The following is a 23,163-nucleotide window of genomic DNA, read 5'->3' on the forward strand; positions in this document are numbered from 1 at the left end:
TGAATTAGGTATCATTCTTGACTGAAAATACTCGATTTCATTGGGCAAAATGTATTATCAGGTTTATCTATACTGTGCGTATCTTCTATTCAATGATAGGAATGATAAGGTCAGCATGGTCACCTTTAGGCCCTTTTATCGTGCTATAATTAACTTTCTGCCCCGCTTTAAGTGTGCGGTAGCCTTCCATTCTAATTGTTGAATAGTGGGCAAAAATATCCTCGCCACCTTTTTCTGGGGTAATAAAACCAAAGCCCTTAGCATTATTGAACCACTTTACTGTACCTGTCTCCATACTTAGCTTCTCTCATATACTTGTATTTATTTGTTTAACATCACTTTCAGTATATTTACTGAGCTGTTCATAAAACATACTCTATTTTATTGTTTCAGTCGTCAAGAGGTGAAAGGGACAGAAAGTGTTCCGATAAGGCGAAATTTTGATGTAGCTAACGCTTTGTTATTTTTTAGATGTAAAAAGAGGGAATAAAAAAGCGTTGATAGGCAGACTTTCCTGTGAGATGGTAAACTAAATGTCATAATTGAAAGTGACGTTTAACAAAACTATGAGTAATACAAAACAATGGGTCAGTTTGATTTTTTAACAGAAACCACGTTAAGGGATGATGTTCTTCAGGTAAATGAGCCACCAGCAATGTATAAGGTGATCTTGAATAATGATGATTACACCCCCATGGATTTTGTTGTAGAAGTGCTTACGATGTATTTTTTTCTCAGTGAGGAAAAAGCAACACAAATTATGCTGGACGTTCATCATAAAGGGAAAGGAGTTTGTGGGGTTTATAGTGCGGATATTGCTGAAACAAAAGTGGCACAAGTTAATCTGTATGCAAGAGAAAACGAATACCCACTTTTATGTACTCTTGAACAAGCATGATCCGGTTAGTCTTTTAAGGAGGAGGTGCTTATGCTTAATCACGAATTAGAGCTGAGTCTTAATGTTGCATTCGCGAAAGCCCGTGATAACAGACACGAATTTATGACTGTAGAGCACCTGTTGTTGGCGCTATTAAGTAATAAATCGGCACGCGAAGCATTGGAAGCTTGTAAAGTCGATCTGGCAGTCTTACGCGAAGAACTTGAAGTTTTTATTCGTAAAACAACCCCTATTTTGCCTGAAAACGTAGACAGAGAAACACAACCAACGCTGAGTTTTCAGCGTGTCTTACAGCGTGCTGTTTTTCATGTTCAATCATCAGGTAAAAATGAAGTCTCTGGTGCTAATGTGCTGGTGGCTATTTTTAGTGAACAAGAATCTCACGCAGCTTATTTATTACGTAAGCATGACGTTAGTCGCCTTGATGTCGTGAATTTTATTTCTCATGGTATTTCAAAAGAAGATCAACAAAACGAAGATCTTTCTGACATGAATGATATGAACGCGCAATCTCAGCAAGAGATACCTCAAGGTGACGATCATATGGATAATTTTACAACTAACCTTAATCAGTTAGCTCGGCAAGGTAAAATAGATCCTCTGATTGGGCGTCAAGCTGAATTAGAACGAACCATTCAAGTATTATGTCGTCGTCGCAAAAATAATCCGCTATTAGTGGGGGAATCAGGCGTCGGTAAAACCGCAATTGCAGAAGGGCTTGCATGGCGTATTGAGCAAGATGATGTTCCTGATGTTATGAAAGGCTACACCATTTACTCACTAGATATTGGCTCGCTATTAGCGGGAACTAAATATCGTGGCGATTTCGAAAAACGCTTTAAAGCGTTACTGAAAACCCTTGAAAAAGATGAGAAAAGCATCTTATTTATTGATGAGATCCACACTATTATTGGTGCAGGAGCCGCATCAGGTGGGCAGGTAGACGCGGCAAACTTAATTAAACCGCTGTTATCAGGTGGGCGAATTCGGGTTATAGGCTCTACGACTTATCAAGAATTTAGTAATATTTTTGAAAAAGACAGAGCACTTGCGCGTCGTTTCCAAAAAATTGATGTAACAGAACCTTCACCTGATGAAACCGTTTTAATCATCAAAGGATTGCGTCAGAAATATGAAGCGCACCACGATGTACGTTATACCAATAAAGCGATTCAGGCTGCGGTGGATTTATCTGTTAAATACATTACAGATAGACATCTACCAGATAAAGCCATTGATGTTATTGATGAAGCTGGTGCAAAAACACGTTTAATTGCGCCGAGTAAACGCAAAAAAACGATCAATGTTTCTGATATTGAATCTGTAGTTGCTAAAATCGCACGTATCCCTGAAAAAACAGTTTCTAGTAGCGATAAATCGATACTGAAAAATCTCGATAACCAATTAAAAATGTTGGTATTTGGTCAAGATCCTGCAATTCATGCATTATCTGAAGCCATTAAAATGAGTCGAGCAGGCTTAGGCCAAGATAACAAACCAGTAGGTTCATTCTTATTTGCTGGCCCAACAGGGGTAGGTAAAACAGAAGTTACTGTGCAATTAGCGAAAGCGTTGAATGTTAAATTACTGCGCTTTGATATGTCTGAATATATGGAACGACATACTGTTAGCCGTTTAATTGGTGCGCCTCCTGGTTATGTTGGTTTTGATCAAGGTGGATTATTAACTGATGCAGTAATCAAAAACCCTTATTCTGTTGTGTTGCTTGATGAAATTGAAAAAGCACATCCAGATGTGTTCAATATTCTTCTACAAGTCATGGATAATGGTACATTAACAGACAACAATGGTCGCAAAGCAGATTTCCGTAATGTTATTTTAGTAATGACGACTAATGCGGGTGTGCGTGAAACGCAACGTAAGTCGATTGGATTTACAGAGCAAGACAATAGCACCGATGCTATGGCGGAAATTAAAAAAGCGTTCTCACCTGAATTCCGTAACCGTTTAGATAACATTATTTGGTTTAATGCATTATCACCTGAAATTATCTCTATGGTAGTGGATAAATTTATTGTCGAGTTACAAGTACAGCTAGATGATAAAGGGGTATCGTTAGAAGTTAGTCAAGAAGCACGTCAATGGTTGTGTGATAAAGGCTATGATAAAGCGATGGGCGCAAGACCTATGGCGCGTGTAATCCAAGAAAATCTGAAAAAACCATTAGCCAACGAGATTTTATTTGGCTCTCTTGTTAATGGCGGTTCAGTTTCTGTCACATTAGATAAACTAGCAGATAAGTTAAACTACGAGTTTGTCAGTCAAGAAAAGCTGGCTAAGAATGAAGATACCGTTATCTAAAAAATAGCGGTTAACTTACTAAGCCATAAACGCATACACCACAGGTGAGCATCAATAAATGCCTTGCCTGTGGTGTTTTTTTCACCCGTTATATAACAATAACGGGAGAGAACAGATTGGGATCAACGGCTACGGAAGATGATACGGCCTTTGCTCAGGTCATATGGGGTCAGCTCAACGGTAACCTTGTCGCCTGTCAGGATACGAATATAGTTTTTACGCATTTTTCCTGAGATATGAGCGGTAACGACGTGTCCGTTTTCTAATTCTACGCGGAACATCGTGTTTGGCAGAGTATCCAGTACAGTGCCTTGCATTTCAATGTTGTCTTCTTTGGCCATCTAATCCTCTAAGTTTTAATAACCATATTTTTTAAACGGCAAGATAATGCCGAAAATATTGTCCTATGTAAAGGAATGTTATCGGATAGCAATGGTGTTCACCTTGCTATTGCACTTAACATCCTTACCGTGACTTGCGTTTTACTGAGCTAAAGCAAAAGTAATAACAGAAGTCGTAATTCTTTATTTTGTGGTATTTATAACAATAAAATAGCAACACACCTTAACCACATAATAGGTGTGTAAGATAAAATTTTTGTATAAACCTTTTTGTATAAATAACAGAATGGCATTCTCAATTCTGTCTTAAATAAGAAGGGCTTTACAAAAACAAGCAGTGATTATAATTCCAACGATTGCTGATACCAACACTTTTTATCAATAATCACTTTTTTCCAGCGAGATAATGCATCTAAATAATGGTCACGCGAGATCTCACTGGCGCCTAACGAGGCAGTATGAGAGTTTAGCACCTGACAATCAAATAGTTGACCCCCATAACGAAGAAAATGGTTATAAAAAGCAATAAAGGCACATTTAGAAGCGTTATCTCTGCGACTAAACATCGATTCACCACAAAAAACCGCACCAATATTGACTCCATATAAGCCACCTACGAGTTCATCGCCTTCCCATACTTCAACAGAATGTGCTTCACCTTGATGATACAGCGCTTCATAACCTTCTTTAATATCAGGGCCTATCCATGTACCTTCATCACGAATAGAACAGGCCTCTATCACTGAAGTAAAGGCGTGATTTAACGTTATTTTATACGGATGATGACGAATAAATTTACGTAAACTACGCCCAATATGCAAATCACCAGCAGGCAAGACAGCTCTTGGATCAGGTGACCACCATAATGGTTCTTCGTAGGGGAAGTACCAAGGGAAGATCCCTGATTGATATGCAACACGTAATCGAGAAGAGGAGATTTCTCCTCCTATCGCTAATAATCCATTAGGCTCTTTTAATGCTAAATGAGGCTCTGGAAAATCCAAATCACTATCGTCTAATTGAAACAACGGCATATTATGCCTCGTGAGCCGGAGTTAATAGTGCCTGTCTTTGGTGAAATTTAGCATAATGTCCTTGTTGTTTTAACAATGAAGCATGAGTGCCTGTTTCAACGATTTTTCCGCCATCCATAACGCAAATTTTATCCATTTTATCTAAACCGTGAAGTCGGTGAGTGATCATTAATACCGCTTTACCCTGACAATGTTGGTGTAAGAGAGCAAGGATCTGCTGTTCTGTGTCGGCGTCAAGGCCCTCTGTTGGCTCATCAAGCAATACAAGAGGTGCATTATGGAGTAGGGCTCTTGCCAGTCCCAAACGTCGCTGTTCGCCACCTGAGAGCTGTCTACCACCATCGCCCATCCATGCGTTTAAGCCTTCATCATTTTCCAGAAGGTGTCCAAGGCCAACTTGTTGAAGTGCATAGACTAGCTCTTCATCCGTAGCCTCTTCTTTTGCCATAATTAAGTTTTCTCTTAGGGTATGACTAAAGACATGAACACGTTGAGGAACAACAGACATCATTGAACGCAAAGTCGCTTCATCATAATCGGCAATAGATGAATTATTTAAGCGGATCGTGCCGTGAGTTGGATCAAAAGCACGGTTGATTAGTTGTAAGAGTGTTGATTTACCACAACCTGTTTTTCCTAACAATGCAATATGTTGTCCTGCTTCAATAGTTAAATCTACATGATTAATAACTTGCATCGGCTGAGCTGGATAAGTAAAGCACACATTATGTAGGGTAAGTGAAGCACTCTTTTTTCTTTCTTCTCCTTTTTCAGGGAAAGTGACATCTGGTTTTTGCTCAATTAAATGAGAAATACGTGTTGCAGATGTCATCACTTGCCCCAAATGTTGGAAAGCAACCGTAACAGGAGCTAAAGACTCAAATGCTGCCAATGCACAGAATGTGAATAAAGCAATTAGGGCTTCAGGCATAAAGCTATGGTCTATTCCATCTGCTGCTAGCCATAAAATTAAGGTTGCAGTCAGCCCTGAGGCAAGGATCATCAATGATTGCGATAATCCTGTTAAGTTTGCTTGTTGTGCTTGTCGGTGTAACCACTTGGCTTCAAGTTGCGCTAAATTTGCTCTAAAACGAGGTAACGCACCAAAAACAGTTAGTTCTGCTTGCCCTTGTAACATGCTAGTTAGCACAGTGCGATATTGCCCACGTAAATCAGTCAGATCTCGGCCGATAGGCTTACCCGCATAATAGAACACAAAAGGTAAAACAATCAGCAAGGTGAGCATAATGCCACCTAATGTATTGGCTAAGCGAGCATCAATTAACCCAAGGCCAAACATAATCATCATAATGACGACAAAAGCGGCAATAATAGGTGATATAACACGAATGTAGAGGTGATCTAATGTTTCAACATCAGCCACTAAGCGGTTAAGTAGCTCACCTTGACGAAAACGGGCAATTCCACCAGGAGAAAGAGGCAAGATCTTTTCAAAGGTGAATACCCGTAAGTGTGATAACACGCGAAATGTTGCATCATGACTAACGAGTCTTTCAAAATAACGACCCGCAGTACGAAATATCGCTGCACCACGAACACCTGCCGCAGGTAGCATATAGTTAAAGCTATAAATCCCCGCAAAACCGGCTAGAGAAGTACCTGCTAAAAACCAACCTGATAGTGTTAAAAGGCCAATACTCGCCAATAAAGTTAAGATAGCAAGAATAATACCTAGCAATAACATAAACCAATGGCGACGATAGAGTGCGAGAAAAGGAAGCAATACTTTCATAATTAAAGTTCCTCTTTACGATGAGCAAGAAGACGAGCAAAAGCCCCTTGTTGCTGGCTTAATGATGCATAAGTGCCCGTTTCAATAATTTGACCTTTTTCCATTACCCAAATCTGATCATAACCTAATGTTTCTTCCAATAAATGGGTAACAAGCAATGTAGTTTGATTTAATGATGCATTATTGAGTGCATGCATCACACGTTGTTCGCTATGAGAATCAAGGCTTGCCGCTGGTTCATCTAGTAATAATAATTGGCAAGGAGATAATAGGGCACGGGCTACGGCAATTCGTTGTGCTTGACCAACAGAAAGACGTGCAGCACTATCGCCAATGACTGTATTTAACCCATCAGGTAAATCGTTAATAAAATCGCTGACATAGGCGTTTTCAATAGCCAGATTAATTTGTTCTGAACTGGCATTTGGAGCGCTTAAACGTACATTATCAAGTAAAGTTTGTTCAGGTAAATTTGGATTTTGTCCCACCCAACTTAAACATTGACGCCATGCTTCAGGTGAAAGCTGAGTTAATTCAATACCATTAACTTTTAATGAACCGTGATAAGGTAAAAAACCTAAAAGTGCATTTAATAATGAGCTTTTTCCTGCGCCACTTTGACCTACAATTGCAATACGTTGCTGAGGATTAATTGTAAAACTTAATGGACCAGCCAATTTTACGCCTTGATGCGATAAAATCTCTAGTTCATGTGCCGTTATTTCAATACTTTCGTTTGTATTGATACGCTCATTACCGGCTAATTGAGGTTTTTCGCCATCAGTCTCTAAAAACTCAACCAGAGACTCCGCTGCGCCCACTGCTTGCGCTTTTGCATGATAATAAGTGCCTAAATCTCGTAAAGGTTGAAAAAATTCAGGAGCAAGGATCAGCGCTAAGAAACCTGAAAAGAGGGTAACACCCAAACCATAACTGCCAAAATTAAGTTCACCTAAGTAAGAAAACCCGAAATAAACGGCAACAACAGCAATAGAAACAGCTGTAAAAAACTCCAATACACCAGAAGAAAGGAAAGCCATTCTTAGTACTTCCATCGTACGTTTACGGAAGTCTTCTGTTGCTTCTGTAATTTGTTTGACTTCAGCATTACCACGATTAAATAGCCGTAATGTGTCTAGTCCTCTTAATCTATCGAGGAAATTACCACTTAAACGGCCTAACGCGAGAAAGTTTCTACGGTTTGCATCAGCCGCACCTAAGCCAACCAAAGCCATAAATAGCGGAATAAGCGGAGCAGTAAAGAATAAAATTAGCCCCGCAACCCAGTTAACAGGGAATAGGGTGATAAGGATAAGAATAGGAACAATAGCGGAAAGATACATCTGTGGAAGATAACGTGCATAATAATCTTGCATATCTTCAATTTGTTCTAAGATAATCGTTGCCCAACTTCCTGCTGGTTTACCTTTAACCCAAACAGGGCCTAATTCTTCAAGTCTATCAAGGACAATTTTACGAATTTGTTGCCTAACAGCCATACCACAGCGATAACCAACACGCTCCCGTATTGCCATTACTGCTGCACGTAAGATAAAAATACCAATAAGAGTGAGAAAGGTAGGTATATGCGTATCACGGTTAATACTGTCCATGATAAATGCTTGAAGTAAAACAGCTAATAACCACGCTTGAGCAATAATTAATAAACCGCTTACAACACCTAGAATCATTGATAGCCGTAGCCATCGACGGGCTGGAGCACTTTGCTGTTTCAGCCATCGAACCAATTCATTTTGTTTAGTTTTATCCATAAGAAAAGATTCAAATCTGCAGGTGAGATACAAAGTATCAGAAAGGCCAAGGTAAGTAGTTATACTCTTTGGCAACCAGGTTAGTATGTTACATGGTAAAAGGCGCTACTGAAATAGCGCCTTGAAAGGAAGTGATGATTTTAGTTGGATTTTTGTGCGTCTAAGTAACGTTCTGCATCTAAAGCGGCCATACAACCGGTTCCTGCAGAGGTAATTGCTTGACGATAAATGTGATCCATTACGTCACCTGCTGCAAAAACACCTTCAATTGAGGTTTGTGTTGCATTACCTTGTGTGCCTGATTGTACCTTGATGTAACCGTTATCTAATTCCAATTGTCCATCAAAAATAGCGGTATTTGGGCTATGTCCAATGGCAATAAATACACCCATTACATCCAATTCTTCGGTTTTATCGCTCTTAGTATCTTTTAAACGAACTTTAGTCACTCCCATATCGTCGCCAAGAACTTCGTCTAAAGTACGATCAGTATGCAAAATAATATTGCCACTGTTTACTTTGTCCATTAAACGATTAATTAAGATTTTTTCAGAACGGAATGAATCACGGCGGTGTATCAGATGAACTTCGGATGCAATATTGGCTAAATACAGTGCTTCTTCTACTGCAGTATTACCGCCACCAACGACCGCGACTTTTTGGTTACGATAGAAGAAACCGTCACAGGTTGCACAAGCAGAGACACCACGGCCTTTAAAAGATTCTTCTGAAGGTAAGCCGATATAACGTGCAGAAGCACCTGTAGCGATAATTAATGCGTCACAGGTGTATTCTTGTTCATCACCAAATAGGCGGAAAGGACGGTTTTTCAGATCGACTTTATTAATATGGTCAGAGATAATCTCTGTATTAAATTTTTCAGCGTGCTGAAACATGCGATCCATTAAACCTGGGCCTGTTAACCCTTCAGGGTCACCGGGCCAGTTTTCGACTTCTGTTGTTGTTGTCAGCTGACCGCCTTTTTCAACACCCGTAATCAGTACTGGTTCTAAGTTTGCTCTTGCAGCATAAACGGCAGCGGTATAACCCGCAGGGCCTGAACCTAAAATAATAAGTTTGCTATGTTTGATGGTGCTCATGTGTACCTCATCTCTGATTAGGCGTGATGCGAATTGTGGGATTGTAGGAGAAATAAGACGTTAAAAAAAGCCAATGACGAGAAATAGACATAATATTTTAGCTATTTTAGCAATAGTTAATACTAATATAGTTTAATAATTATAGAGTTATATTGGGCTAACATCATCGAATCAACATGAAACATTTTGCTTTACAATTGATGACTATCTTGCGTATATAGAGAATAACATAGCGCCTTGTTCTGATTTTTACTCATTTGCTTTGACAATCCGCTGTACATTTGCGAAAACATGATTGTTAAAGATAATTATCTTCGGATGTTATAGGTACAATTTTTCGACAGACAGGGTGTAAGATAGTTACTTTGCGATATTTGCTAATGAGTATTTAGATAAAATAGATGTTTTATCTGGCATTAAAAGAAAATAGATTGGTAGTTTGCTCTGACCGTTTGATACCGAAGTTTCGACATTGATGCTGAAGGTGTACAGGTATGGGTATAGGAAAATAAAGTAAGAGAAAAAGAGAAAGAGAGTATAGAGATGATTGATAATAAAAAACGTCCGGGTAAAGATCTTGATAGAATAGACCGGAATATTCTAAATGAGCTCCAAAAAGATGGTCGTATTTCAAACGTTGAGTTATCTAAACGTGTTGGTTTATCACCAACACCTTGTTTAGAGCGTGTACGTCGTTTAGAGCGCCAAGGATTTATTTCTGGTTATACTGCGCTGTTAAACCCTCATTACCTCGATGCATCATTACTGGTATTTGTGGAAATCACACTAAACCGTGGCGCGCCAGATGTTTTTGAACAATTTAATATGGCTGTTCAAAAACTTGAAGAAATCCAAGAATGTCATTTAGTTTCTGGTGATTTTGACTATCTGTTGAAAACTCGTGTGCCTGATATGTCTGCTTACCGTAAATTACTGGGTGAAACTCTGTTACGTCTTCCGGGTGTTAATGACACACGTACTTACGTGGTTATGGAAGAAGTTAAACAAAGCAACCGCCTTGTAATCAAAACTCGCTAAGCCAACTTAATAGGTTGGTGCAAAGCAGGAAAAAATTAGGTACACTCCTGTTTATGCATACAGTTTCAACGCTGAGATATCTCAGCGTTGTTCCGTTTTAATTTAACCCTAAGTTAAACCTGGAGAGCCCTCTTTGAGCCAGGAATATACAGAAGACAAAAATATTCGTTTAACAAAGATAAGTAACCGTCGTCGTGTTTGGGAAGCTATTCTCATTTTAATCGGGATTGGTGCTGTCTTTTTGATGGTTTCTTTATTTAGCTTTCATCCCTCTGATCCTAGCTGGTCACAAACCACATGGAATGAACCTATTCAAAACCTAGGTGGCAGTATCGGAGCATGGTTAGCTGATATCCTATTTTCAGCATTTGGCTTACTCGCCTATGCCATTCCTGTTGTGGTTGTTTTTGGTTGTTGGAATTCATTGCGCTACCAAAAAAATCGCGAATATACTGACTTTTTCTCCCTTGCACTTCGCACGATTGGCGCCTTGGCTCTGGTTTTTACCTCTTGTGCATTAGCTGATCTTAATTTTGATGATATCTACAATTTTAGCTCAGGCGGTGTTATTGGCAGCTTATTTAGTAAGGCATTGTTACCTTGGTTTAATGTATTAGGCGCAACACTTGCATTATTATCTGTTTGGGCTGTTGGTTTTACATTATTTACAGGATGGTCGTGGCTAACTATCACCGAAAAGATTGGTGCTGTTATCCTTGGTACGGTAGGTTTTATTACTAATCGAGGCCAACACGACGCTGAATATGAAGACGAACAAGATGATAACACTCAAGATTTTGTTGATGCAGTTAATGAACATTCAAATCAAACAGAAAAACAATCATCAGAACTGACAACAGAAGAGTGTGATGACATCTTATTTTCTGCGCCTTCAGCGCTTGAACTTGCTCGTCAGCAAGATATTGATTCATCTCAGCCTTCTAAAACAGAAGAAGATGACTTGCCTTCATTCAGTGCAACAAATGATACCGACGATCATGTTCAATCATTAACACCAGCTGCGCCTGTTATCGCCGAGTCTGTTGTAGAAAATACGCCTGAAATAACAGAAGAAGCACCTGAACATTACCGTTTTGATATTCCGGAAGCCTTCCTTAAAAAAGATATTCAGACAGAAGTCAGTACTCCTCAACATTCTGTTTATTCAATTCCAGAAGAGAACACATCTTCTGTGAAGCCATTAGTTGAAAATAATTCTATTGCACAACCTGCAGAGAGTTTTATGCCTGTAGGACGAGCTGAACCTACATTTTCACTGGCGCCAGATAGCGATGATACCTTAACACAAGTTGCAACGGTGACTGCTGGAGTCGCAACAAGCGCCTTAGTTAGTCACGGAGCACAAGTTAAACAGGGCTTAGGGCCTGAACTGCCACGACCAAATCCAGTACGTTTGCCTACTCGCCGTGAGCTTTATGGTATTCACATCCCTTCGCAACGTGAAGCAGAGTTACGTCGTCGTGAAGAAGCTGTTCAATCTGAGCCTGAAGATGAGTTAGCTGATATTCAAGACCAAGCGAATTTTGAACAAGAATTACGTCAGCAATTTCTAGAGCAACAGCGTAAACGCTATGGTGACGAAGCTGATGAAGTTATTGAGCAATCCGCTTCTCATTATGAGCCGAATATTGAAACGCCACTTTCTTCCTTTGATCATCAACAAGATAATTATCAAGACGAACCTACTGTTACTGCAAATACATTCTCTTCAGCAGAAGATAATAGCCATGATATCGACGAGAACGAGCTTTATGAACAGCAACAACTCGCTGCGCAATTTAAGCAACAATTGCAGGATCGTTATGGTGATGATGTTTCGTTAGATGATGACAATGATGAAGTTTTACCTCAAATATCAACATCAGCACCTTCATTACAAGCAACTACGGGTTATCAACCTCATATTCAACATTCGTTTGCCTCACAATCAGCAAAACCAACGCAAACAATGGAGAAAAAAGTAGAGTATCCAACCAGTAATGCGTTTTTACAAATCTCACCTCGTGATGATGACGAGGAAGAGTACACCCCAAAAATTGAGTTAGAAAGAGAACTCACCGCATTAGAAGCTTTCTCACCTATTGATGATTTATTGGATGAAGAGCCGATAGAGCCGGTATTTACACCGATTGTTTCTGAACCTGTTACGCCACATGCTGCATCTCAAACTGCATCGCAATCACGTATTGAACCACAGCCAAATATGGCTCAGCATTTTGCACAGCAACAGCAACAGCAACAGCAACAGCAACAGCAACAGCAACAGCAACAGCAACAGCAAGAATCTTTAATTCACCCATTCTTGATGCGTAATGACAGACCGTTGCAAAAACCAACCACACCAATGCCTTCTCTGGATCTATTAACAACACCACCAGTAGAAGAAGAACCTGTTGATATGTTTGAGCTTGAGCGTATTGGTAAACTTATTGAAGCGCGTCTTAATGATTACCGTGTTAAAGCCAAGGTGGTTGGTATTTCGCCGGGGCCTGTTATCACGCGATTTGAACTTGAACTTGCACCGGGTGTAAAAGCCGCTCGTATTTCAAATTTATCACGCGACTTAGCACGTTCATTGTCTGCTATTGCAGTACGTATTGTTGAGGTTATTCCAGGAAAACCGTATGTAGGATTGGAATTACCTAATAAAAAACGTCAAACCGTATATATGCGTGAGTTGTTAGATAGTGATGCATTTCGTGACAGTCGCTCTCCACTGACAGTTGTCTTAGGTAAAGATATTGGTGGACAACCCGTTGTTGCCAATCTTGCTAAGATGCCACACTTACTGGTGGCAGGTACAACAGGTTCAGGTAAATCTGTCGGTGTGAATGCGATGATTATCAGCATTCTCTATAAAGCGAAACCAGAAGATGTTCGTTTTATTATGATCGACCCTAAAATGCTTGAGTTATCTGTATATGAAGGTATTCCACATCTTCTGACTGAAGTTGTGACAGATATGAAAGATGCCGCAAGTGCGTTGCGATGGAGCGTGGCGGAAATGGAGCGTCGTTATAAATTAATGTCCGCACTTGGTGTACGTAACCTTGCGGGCTATAACGAAAAAATTAAAGAAGCTGAAGCAATGGGACGCCCAATTCCAGATCCATTCTGGAAACCAACAGACACTATAGCGACAGAATTGCCAACGTTGGAAAAAGAACCTTATATCGTGGTTGTCGTCGATGAATTCGCTGATTTAATGATGACTGCGGGTAAAAAAGTGGAAGAGTTAATTGCTCGCTTAGCGCAAAAAGCACGTGCTGCGGGTATTCACCTTGTACTTGCAACACAAAGACCTTCAGTTGATATTATTACTGGGTTAATTAAAGCCAATATACCTAGCCGTATTGCCTTTACAGTTTCAAGCAAAATCGACTCTCGAACTATTTTAGATCAAGGTGGTGCTGAATCATTATTAGGCATGGGTGATATGCTTTATGCACCGAATGGTTTTGTGCCTGAGCGTGTCCATGGTGCTTTTGTTAGCGATGATGAAGTACATGCTGTTGCAACTGATTGGAAGGCACGAGGTCGCCCGCAATATATTGAAGCTATTACTAAGTGTGGTGAAGAAGGCGAAAGTGGTAATGGTGGTGGTTACGATGACGGTGAAGAACTTGATCCATTATTTGACCAAGCGGTAGAATTTGTTGTTGAAAAACAACGTGTTTCTATTTCTGGTGTACAGCGTCAATTTAGAATTGGCTACAACCGTGCTGCAAGAATTGTAGAGCAAATGGAGATGCAAGGTATTGTCAGTACGCCAAATCACAACAATACGCGTGATGTACTTTCACCACCACCGTCTGATATGTAATATCTTGAAAACTCAGTTATCAGCTAATGAGATAGCATGATAACCTGCACAATATCATTAAAATTTATACGCCGACATTATGTCGGCGTAATCTCATGCCGAGGCTTGTAGAATGAAAAAAGTATTATTTGCAGTGTGCGCGATGACATTAATAAGTAGCCAAGCCGCTTGGGCTGATGCGCGTCAAGATCTGCAACAACGATTAAATAAAGTAAATAGTTTTCAAGCTAACTTTAGTCAAACTGTCACTAGTAATGAAGGTGCCCTTATTCAAAAAGGGGAAGGAAATTTAAAAGTACAACGTCCTGATTTGTTTAATTGGCAAATGACTGCGCCTGATGAGAGCACATTGATTTCTGATGGCAAAACATTATGGTTTTATAATCCCTTTGTAGAGCAAGTCACAGCGAGTTGGCTTGAAAGTGCGACAACCAACACTCCGTTTATGTTGATCGCGCGTAACGACAGTAAAGAATGGCAAAATTACGAAATTAAACAAACGGGTGACCGTTTTGAGCTAACACCAAAAGTAGAAAATAACTTAAAACATTTTACGATCACCGTGTTACCTAATGGGCAAATCCAGCAATTTGCTGCCACAGAACAAGATGGCCAGGTGAGTAATTATCAACTCACAGCTCAAACGGTTACACCAATCGATGCATCCGCATTTCGCTTTACACCTCCTGCGGGTGTGACTGTGGATGACCAACGTCAGTGAGGATATTTTGAGTAATTTATCACTCGATTTTTCACGCAATGAGTTCCAACCTCTGGCTGCAAGAATGCGGCCTGAAACATTGGAGCAATATATCGGACAAACGCATTTGCTTGCCGAAGGTAAACCATTACCTCGTGCTATTAAGGCAGGGCAATTGCACTCCATGATTTTATGGGGGCCACCAGGAACAGGGAAAACAACCCTAGCTGAGATTATTGGTCGCTATGCACAAGCTGATATAGAACGTTTATCTGCGGTAACATCGGGTATTAAAGAAATCAGAGAGTCTATTGAAATTGCGCGCCAAAATCGTAATGCAGGGCGCAGAACAATACTGTTTGTTGATGAAGTACATCGTTTTAATAAAAGCCAGCAAGATGCTTTTTTACCTCATATTGAAGATGGAACTATCACTTTTATTGGCGCAACGACCGAAAATCCTTCTTTTGAACTTAATTCAGCCTTGCTCTCTAGGGCGAGAGTTTATCTATTACGTTCATTGAGTGAAGCTGATATTGAGTTAGTACTTCAACAAGCATTAGATGATACTGAGCGTGGTTTAGGTGGTCGCAATATCATTTTACCTACTGACACCCGTAAAATGATTGCACAATTGGTTAATGGTGATGCACGTCGTTCATTAAATTTACTTGAAATGATGGCAGATATTGCCGAAGTAGATAGCCAAGGAAAACGTACATTGACACCCGCGTTACTCACTGAAATCAGTGGTGAGCGTAGTGCGCGTTTTGATAATAAAGGTGATCGCTTTTACGATCTTATCTCTGCATTGCATAAATCAGTAAGAGGGTCTGCACCTGATGCAGCACTTTATTGGTACGCAAGGATCATAACAGCAGGTGGCGATCCACTTTATGTTGCTCGCCGTTTATTGGCAATCGCATCAGAAGATGTAGGTAATGCCGATCCTCGCGCAATGCAAGTTGCTATTGCTGCATGGGATTGCTTTACGCGTGTAGGGCCAGCTGAAGGTGAACGCGCGATTGCGCAAGCCATTGTGTATTTGTCTTGCGCACCAAAAAGTAATGCGGTTTATACTGCATTTAAAGCAGCTATTGCAGATGCCAAAAGTAAACCTGATTATGATGTGCCTGAACATTTGCGTAATGCGCCGACAAAACTCATGAAAGATATGGGGCTTGGTGCTGAGTATCGTTATGCTCATGATGAGCCTAATGCTTATGCGGCAGGAGAGGTTTATTTTCCTAAAGAAATGGCCAATACGCAGTACTATTACCCAGTAAAAAGAGGGTTAGAGATCAAGGTTGCAGAGAAATTAGACTGGCTTTCTCAACAAGATCAAAATAGTGCTACAAAACGCTATCGCAAAATGTAAAGATGCGGTAAGGTTATTAAATTATCATTAATTTCTTAACTATGCCTTGTCTCAGATATCTTTTTATAAGATAGGAGAGAAGGTTTTTATTAATCTATCAATAAGCACAGGATAAGCATGCTCGATCCAAATCTACTGCGTAATGAGCTAGACGCGGTCGCCGAAAAACTGGCTCGCAGGGGGTTCACCCTCGATGTGGAAAAAATCCGTCAACAAGAAGAACGCCGTAAGGTGTTACAAGTTGAAACCGAATCCCTGCAAGCAGAACGTAATTCTCGATCGAAGTCCATCGGTGCGGCAAAAGCGCGTGGTGAAGATATTGAGCCACTTCGTCAGGAAGTTAACCTGTTAGGTGAAAAACTTGAAGCTGCAAAAGCAGAACTTGAAGTTCTTCAAGCAGAAATCCGCGATTACGTTTTAACTATCCCGAATATGCCAGATGATGCTGTGCCAAATGGTAAAGATGATAGCGAAAACGTAGAAGTTTCTCGTTGGGGCACACCAAAGACTTATGATTTTGAATTAAAAGATCATGTAACTTTAGGTGAGCTGACTGATGGTTTAGATTTCGCTTCTGCGGTGAAAATTACTGGTTCACGTTTTGTTGTGATGAAAGGTCAAATTGCACGTTTACATCGTGCTATCACACAATTTATGCTGAATCTGCACACCGAAGAGCACGGCTACCAAGAAATGTATGTTCCTTACTTGGTTAACCACGCAACTCTGTACGGTACAGGTCAGTTACCTAAATTTAGTGAAGACTTATTCCACACTAAACCGTTAGAAGAAGAAGCAGAAAGCCAATACGCGCTTATTCCAACAGCAGAAGTACCAGTTACCAACATGGTAAGAGACGTTATTCTTGAAGAAGACGATTTACCATTGAAAATGACAGCTCATACGCCATGTTTCCGTTCAGAAGCGGGCTCTTATGGCCGTGATACTCGTGGCCTTATTCGTATGCACCAATTTGATAAAGTTGAGCTGGTTCAAATTGCTCATCCTGAAAAATCAATGGAAGCATTAGAAGAGCTAACAGGTCATGCTGAAAAAGTACTGCAATTACTGAATCTGCCATATCGTAAAGTTGTGCTTTGCACAGGTGATATCGGTTTTGGTTCACGTAAAACTTACGACTTAGAAGTTTGGGTTCCGGCTCAAAATACTTACCGTGAAATTTCTTCATGCTCGAATATGTGGGATTTCCAAGCACGTCGTATGCAAGCACGTTTCCGTTCTAAAGGTGACAAGAAAACACAACTGGTTCATACATTAAATGGTTCTGGTTTAGCAGTAGGTCGTACTTTAGTCGCAATCATGGAAAATTATCAAATGGCTGATGGCCGTATTGAAATTCCAGAAGTGTTACGTCCTTATATGAATGGTTTAGAATATATCGGTTAATTATTATCTAATTAATTGAGTATTAATAATTTAACCCTCTGCTTAGGCAGGGGGTTTTTTATTGTTTGCAATAAGTATTAATCTCTATTAATTTAATTTAGCTTAGAGATTAAAGCTAATATATAAAAATATAATCGAGTAAATGTTTTCTAAAAAGATAATTAGAAACCTTTTAATTCTAAGGTATGCCATTTTTATTTATCGCATTTTCATTCCCTGCTTGACAATTTCTCTCATTAACATTAATTTGGATTTCTAGATGTTTAGCCATCTAGATTTCTATTTGATGAGTGGGTTACTTAAAATGATAACACTAAAAAATGTCAGCAAAATTTATCTGCGAGGTAAAAAACAAACTGTTGCAGTTGATGATATTAATCTCAATATTGAACAGGGGGATATCTTTGGCATTATTGGTTATAGCGGCGCAGGGAAAAGTAGTTTGATCCGACTATTAAATCGCTTAGAGCCAGTAACTAAAGGTGAGGTGATTGTAGGTAAATATAATATTACTACCAGTAGTGAGCGCGAGATCCGTAAAATTCGTCACTCGATAGGCATGATTTTTCAACATTTTAATTTATTGTGGTCACGCACAGTTAGAGAAAATATTGAATTTCCACTTGAAATCTCTGGTTTAGATAAAAAACAACGTTTTCAGCGAGCAAGTGAACTTATGACGTTGGTTGGGCTTGCTGATAAAGCAGATGAATACCCATCAACATTAAGTGGTGGACAAAAGCAACGTGTGGGCATTGCTAGAGCGCTAGCAAACAATCCTGATGTTTTATTATGTGATGAAGCGACATCTGCATTAGATCCAAAAACAACACAAACAATTTTAGCACTGCTTGCTGAAATTAATAAAAAAATGAATATCACGATAGTGTTGATCACACATGAAATGCAAGTTGTAAAAGCAATATGCAATAAAGTTGCAGTTATTGAGCAAGGAAGAATAATAGAACAAGGTGAAGTGCTAAAAATATTTAATCAGCCAAAACATAATGTGACGAAACAATTTTTATCTCAATCAATACAGGTTATAGATAATAATGATGATATTGATGATATTGATGATATAAAACAACAAAGCACAGTAATAAAGCTGTTACTGCAAGAGGGTAAAAAATATGACTATTTACTTTATGATTTAATTTCTAAATTTAATGAGCCTGTTAATTTAATAAAAGGTAGTTTTTCACAAGAGAATGGATTTATTTATTTACAGTTAAATAATAAATCAGATGAAATAATCCAATATCTTGAGAGCAATAATTTTGATATAGCGGTTGTATGATATGGATGAAATACAAATTTTAGTTAATAATTATTTTCCACATTTAAAACTCAATGTCTTAGGAGAAGAAACATTAAATACTCTATATATGACATTAGTTTCGGGCCTATTATCTTGCTTATTAGGTATATTAATTGGTGTCGCATTATTTTTAACAGCAAAAGAAGGCTATAAAGAGCAGATTTCTATTTATAGAACGCTCTCATTTATTGTAAATATTTTTAGAGCCGTTCCTTTTATTATTTTAATTATCTTATTGTTTCCTTTTACCAAATGGATTGTGGGAACTATATTAGGTGTTAATGCAGCACTACCTGCATTAGTGATTTCTGCGGCTGCTTTTTATGCTCGATTGGTTGAATTAGCACTGCGTGAAGTTGATAAAGGCGTAATAGAAGCAAGCCTTTCAATGGGGGCTAGTTTACCTACATTAATATTTAAAGTGTTGCTGCCTGAATCATCTCCTGCGCTGGTTTCTGGATTAACCGTAACATTAATTTCTTTAGTTGGAGGAACGGCTGTTGCCGGAGCGATTGGTGCCGGTGGATTAGGGAACTTAGCTTATTTAGAAGGATTTCAGCGCAGTCATCTTGATGTGGTTTGGGTCGCTACATTAGTTATTTTATTAATTGTGTTATGCATTCAGCTATTGGGAGATAGTGTTGTAAGAAATATAGATAAACGCTAATCAAAGAATAAACTTAATTAAAAATCAAATTTAAAAATAAGGTTATAACAATGAAATTAACAGTAATTAAAAAACTGGGTTCAGTGCTACTTGTTAGCTTAGCTTTATCTGCTTGTAAGCCAACGAATGAAAAGTCAGAAAATAAATTAATTATAGGTGCATCAAGTACACCTCATGCTGAAATCCTAGAATTTATAAAACCCCAATTGGAAAAAGAAGGATTAGAGTTAGATATTCGGATCTTTAATGATTATATTATTCCTAACCAAGCATTAGCAGAAAAAGAATTAGATGCGAATTTTTTCCAACATGTGCCTTATTTAAATAAAACCTTAGCAGATCATCCTGATTGGAAATTAGTTTCTGCTGGCGCTGTGCATATGCACCCTTATCGTTTTTTCTCACAAAAATATAAAAGCTTACAGGATTTGCCTAATGGATCGAAAATGATAAGTAGTAATAATCTGGCACAGCATGGACATATATTAAAATTATTCCAAGACGAAGGAATAATTAAATTACGTGATGGCATCGATCCTGATGATTCTACAATTGACGATATTGTAGAAAATCCTCGTAATATTAAATTCCTATTTACTTATGATGGCCCATTATTACCACAAATTTATAAAAATGGTGAAGCGGATGTTGCTTCTATTGATGGGCACTTTGCTATTAATGCGGGGCTAGATTTAAGCAAAGAAGTGATTTATACCGAGCCTGCCGCAAATAGTAAATTTGCTAACGTGGTTGTGATTAGAGAAGAAGATAAAAATGATCCGCGTATTGCTAAATTAATGACGCAATTACGAGCTCCAGAGACAAAACAATTTATTCTAGAAACGTTTAAGGGCGAAGCTGTTCCTGTTCCATAATATTATCTGTAGCAAAAATTTGTGATCAAACCATCAGTGGAACAAGAAATTGTTCCACTTTTTTGTTTATAACAAGAGCTATTATAAAAAGGTTTTTAATAAAGAAATGACTATTTAACAAAAATATAACGCAATCCTTCATTGGTTAAACCGATCACGGCAGATCCTATTTATGCTGTTAAATTAGACCTATCGCTCGAATTTACCTCAATTATTTTATGACGTTTCTATTTACATAGAACCCTACAAAAGAGCATATTCTATGATAGTTTCTAAACCGCAGTTACATCAATTAATTAAAAATAAATTACATCATGCAGGACTAAATGAAGCGCATGCAGATACGGTGGCTGATGTCTTAGTCCATGCTGATGGTAAAGGCATTCACTCTCATGGTGCTGTGCGTGTAGAGTATTATGCAGAGCGCATTAGCAAAGGTGGTACAAATACCACACCTAACTTTACTTATACTGAAACTGGACCTTGTAGCGCTGTATTTGATGGCGATAATGGTGCTGGGCATGTTGCAGCTAAAGATGCAATGGAACGTGCTATCAAAATGGCACAAGACAAGGGCGTTGCTGTTGTCGGTGTTCGACGCATAGGTCACAGTGGAGCACTATCTTATTTTGTCGAGCAAGCATCACAAGCAGGAATGATTGGTATCTCACTTTGCCAATCTGATCCTATGGTTGTTCCTTTTGGTGGCTCAGAAGTGTATTACGGTACAAACCCTATCGCGTTTTCTGCCCCAGGTGTAGGTGATAAACATATTACATTTGATATGGCGACAACCGTGCAGGCATGGGGTAAGGTACTAGATGCACGTTCAAGACATACTGATATTCCTGATACTTGGGCGGTAGATGAAAGCGGAAAACCTACGACAGATCCTTTTGCGGTAAAAGGCTTATTGCCTATTGCTGGTCCTAAAGGTTATGGCTTGATGATGATGGTCGATGTGTTGTCAGGTATTTTGCTTGGACTTCCTTTTGGTAAACATGTTAGCTCGATGTATCACGATTTAACGCAAGGACGAGAGTTGGGTCAATTGCATATTGTAATTAATCCAGCATTCTTTACTGATGCGACATTATTTAGAGAGCATATCTCACAAGTTATGGGGGAATTAAATGCCATTAAGCCGGCCCCTAATGTTGAAAAAGTCCTTTATCCTGGTGAAAATAGTCAAATAGAAGAACAGAGAAGTGAAAGTGAAGGTATTGAAATTGTTGATGAAATTTATGACTATTTAATATCTGATGCACTTTACAATAAATCTTATGATAATAAAAATCCGTTTGCGGGTTAATGATAATAGCTATTTATACTAGACAATAAAAAGCAGTAGAATTTACGCTCTACTGCTTTTTTATTTAAGTTAATGCTAAGAATTAACTAACTAATTTACCAATATTAGATTCAGCGGTTTTATTTAGAGAAATTGTTCCATTTCCACCATTTCCACCGTTATTTCCTTGATTTCCTATATTATGGTGATAAAAAACGTCACGATAAGAACCATACATTGCAGTATAGGAAAGAGGGATGGTAATAAGTAAACCTAAACCAAATGGAATAATACTAATAGCAATAATAAAGAACAGTAAAATAAAGAAGAAGAAACCACCAGATAAGTTTATTTTTACTGCTGAAAGGCTTGCTTTAACTGCAGGGAATGCTTTATAGCCATTGACTAATACCAGAGCTGGTACAAACCAATAGGCTGCAGTGCTTAACGCACCAAAAATAGCGATAATAACAAAAAATAATGTAAACCCAGATGAGTTATCCATCATCATTTCAGCAATGATTTCGTCAGGGTAATCGCTATTGATAGCATAAAAAATATCCATCATAGCAGCACTGCTGACGACAACCGCAAGAATAATCCCTACGAGTAAGATAAGAAAGCTGATCCCATAAGCGCCCATTAAACTGAGATAGCGCTTGTTATAAAAACCAAAAAATAAATTATCAACATCAATACGCTGTGTTTCATACTGTTGATGAGCAATTGCCACGACACCTGCGGCTAATACAGTAGTAATAAAAGGTGAGATGATTGGACCAATTAGTGGAATAAACCCAAGAATGGTCGAGATAATAAGACTAACGATAAAGTAGATAATAATAACGCCTATCCACATCCAAAAACGTTCTTTTATTAAATCCCATCCTAGCCCTAACCAGCGAACACCGCCTGAGGCACCTCGCGCTTGAGGGATAGGCGTAAATACCTCTTGTGGCTCTGTTAGCGATGAATTGTTGTCTTGTTCCATTTCCTGTACCTTAATCCCGATATTTTTGTTTATAAATATAAGCGCTCTATAATATCTTTTTGTTTTGTTATTAATCAACTGTATTAAAGCTAATATAGGTTAAGGATAATCTTATTATGAGGTTAATTTTATTTTGCCTATAAAAATATTCGATGTGAGTTTGATAAAAGCAGAATAAAGATAATTAATTGTCTTTTTGATAAAGGATTAGTTTATTTATCAGCATATAGAAAATTTATAGTTTAATTATGATGTAGTACTACATTGCTCACTTTAAGTTGATACCATCTTTCTTATATTAAAATATACGTGAATTAAATAAGAAGTATATCATGGGGAATAAAACAGGCGCTAAACCTGCTGCAAAAGCGACAGGTGAAACAGATAAGCGATGAAGAGTAACACCTGTAAGTAAGAAGAAACTCCCTGAT

18 protein-coding genes are annotated in these 23,163 nt (G+C 38.7%); 11 read left to right on the forward strand and 7 right to left on the reverse strand.

Going from position 1 to position 23,163, the window contains the following annotated elements; genetic code table 11:
* Positions 1-85 precede the first annotated feature (85 nt).
* On the reverse strand, positions 86-295 hold the full coding sequence (cspD, locus tag ABN080_RS00650; RefSeq protein WP_072062820.1) for a cold shock domain-containing protein CspD: 210 nt from the start codon (positions 293-295) through the stop codon (positions 86-88).
* 288 nt (positions 296-583) lie between these two features.
* On the opposite strand from cspD, the gene clpS reads away from it, so the two are divergent.
* Positions 584-898 (forward strand): ATP-dependent Clp protease adapter ClpS, encoded by a 315-nt coding sequence (clpS, locus tag ABN080_RS00655; protein WP_349440113.1) that lies wholly within the window; start codon positions 584-586, stop codon positions 896-898.
* 30 nt (positions 899-928) lie between these two features.
* Positions 929-3,220 carry an ATP-dependent Clp protease ATP-binding subunit ClpA gene (clpA, locus tag ABN080_RS00660; RefSeq protein ID WP_196553350.1) on the forward strand — a complete coding sequence of 764 codons (2,292 nt, stop codon included), beginning with the start codon at positions 929-931 and terminating at the stop codon, positions 3,218-3,220.
* A gap of 122 nt (positions 3,221-3,342) precedes the next feature.
* Here the strand turns inward: clpA and infA are convergent, their stop codons facing one another.
* From infA to trxB, 5 genes are all read right to left on the reverse strand, one after another.
* Positions 3,343-3,561: a translation initiation factor IF-1 gene (gene infA / locus ABN080_RS00665; protein ID WP_004244560.1), complete on the reverse strand. Its 219-nt coding sequence runs from the start codon at positions 3,559-3,561 to the stop codon at positions 3,343-3,345.
* A 341-nt stretch (positions 3,562-3,902) separates the two neighbouring features.
* A complete protein-coding gene (gene aat / locus ABN080_RS00670) occupies positions 3,903-4,595 on the reverse strand; it encodes a leucyl/phenylalanyl-tRNA--protein transferase (protein ID WP_349439416.1) in 693 nt (230 codons plus the stop codon).
* Between the two features lies 1 nt (position 4,596).
* A complete protein-coding gene (gene cydC / locus ABN080_RS00675) occupies positions 4,597-6,348 on the reverse strand; it encodes a heme ABC transporter ATP-binding protein/permease CydC (protein ID WP_349440114.1) in 1,752 nt (583 codons plus the stop codon).
* A 2-nt stretch (positions 6,349-6,350) separates the two neighbouring features.
* Positions 6,351-8,120 (reverse strand): heme ABC transporter permease/ATP-binding protein CydD, encoded by a 1,770-nt coding sequence (cydD, locus tag ABN080_RS00680; RefSeq protein WP_284551553.1) that lies wholly within the window; start codon positions 8,118-8,120, stop codon positions 6,351-6,353.
* A gap of 140 nt (positions 8,121-8,260) precedes the next feature.
* Positions 8,261-9,220: a thioredoxin-disulfide reductase gene (trxB, locus tag ABN080_RS00685; protein ID WP_036938142.1), complete on the reverse strand. Its 960-nt coding sequence runs from the start codon at positions 9,218-9,220 to the stop codon at positions 8,261-8,263.
* Between the two features lie 543 nt (positions 9,221-9,763).
* On the opposite strand from trxB, the gene lrp reads away from it, so the two are divergent.
* The 9 genes from lrp to allD all read left to right on the forward strand — a co-directional run bounded on the left by lrp (position 9,764) and on the right by allD (position 21,762).
* Positions 9,764-10,258, forward strand: coding sequence for a leucine-responsive transcriptional regulator Lrp (gene lrp, locus ABN080_RS00690; protein ID WP_004244566.1), 495 nt, complete (start codon positions 9,764-9,766; stop codon positions 10,256-10,258).
* A gap of 133 nt (positions 10,259-10,391) precedes the next feature.
* Entirely contained in the window at positions 10,392-14,102 is a 3,711-nt protein-coding gene (locus ABN080_RS00695) for a DNA translocase FtsK 4TM domain-containing protein (RefSeq protein ID WP_349440115.1), read from the forward strand.
* A 112-nt stretch (positions 14,103-14,214) separates the two neighbouring features.
* On the forward strand, positions 14,215-14,823 hold the full coding sequence (gene lolA, locus ABN080_RS00700; protein WP_196553346.1) for an outer membrane lipoprotein periplasmic chaperone LolA: 609 nt from the start codon (positions 14,215-14,217) through the stop codon (positions 14,821-14,823).
* 7 nt (positions 14,824-14,830) lie between these two features.
* Positions 14,831-16,180, forward strand: a complete 1,350-nt coding sequence (locus tag ABN080_RS00705) for a replication-associated recombination protein A (RefSeq protein WP_072069730.1) — start codon at positions 14,831-14,833, stop codon at positions 16,178-16,180.
* A gap of 117 nt (positions 16,181-16,297) precedes the next feature.
* A complete protein-coding gene (gene serS / locus ABN080_RS00710; RefSeq protein ID WP_072069685.1) occupies positions 16,298-17,587 on the forward strand; it encodes a serine--tRNA ligase in 1,290 nt (429 codons plus the stop codon).
* Positions 17,588-17,846: 259 nt separating this feature from the next.
* Complete coding sequence (locus tag ABN080_RS00715) at positions 17,847-18,887, forward strand: methionine ABC transporter ATP-binding protein (RefSeq protein WP_349440116.1); 1,041 nt, start codon at positions 17,847-17,849, stop codon at positions 18,885-18,887.
* Between the two features lies 1 nt (position 18,888).
* The gene (locus tag ABN080_RS00720) at positions 18,889-19,575 is read left to right on the forward strand and encodes a methionine ABC transporter permease (RefSeq protein ID WP_349440118.1); all 687 of its coding nucleotides are present in this window, start codon (positions 18,889-18,891) and stop codon (positions 19,573-19,575) included.
* Positions 19,576-19,625: 50 nt separating this feature from the next.
* Entirely contained in the window at positions 19,626-20,450 is an 825-nt protein-coding gene (locus tag ABN080_RS00725; protein WP_349440119.1) for a MetQ/NlpA family ABC transporter substrate-binding protein, read from the forward strand.
* A 262-nt stretch (positions 20,451-20,712) separates the two neighbouring features.
* Positions 20,713-21,762: an ureidoglycolate dehydrogenase gene (gene allD, locus ABN080_RS00730; protein WP_196553344.1), complete on the forward strand. Its 1,050-nt coding sequence runs from the start codon at positions 20,713-20,715 to the stop codon at positions 21,760-21,762.
* Between the two features lie 82 nt (positions 21,763-21,844).
* Here the strand turns inward: allD and ABN080_RS00735 are convergent, their stop codons facing one another.
* Positions 21,845-22,732, reverse strand: coding sequence for a BPSS1780 family membrane protein (locus ABN080_RS00735; RefSeq protein WP_349440120.1), 888 nt, complete (start codon positions 22,730-22,732; stop codon positions 21,845-21,847).
* Between the last annotated feature and the right edge of the window lie 431 nt (positions 22,733-23,163).

This window comes from Proteus sp. fly-1089 (genome assembly GCF_040138965.1).
GTDB lineage: Bacteria > Pseudomonadota > Gammaproteobacteria > Enterobacterales > Enterobacteriaceae > Proteus > Proteus vulgaris_B.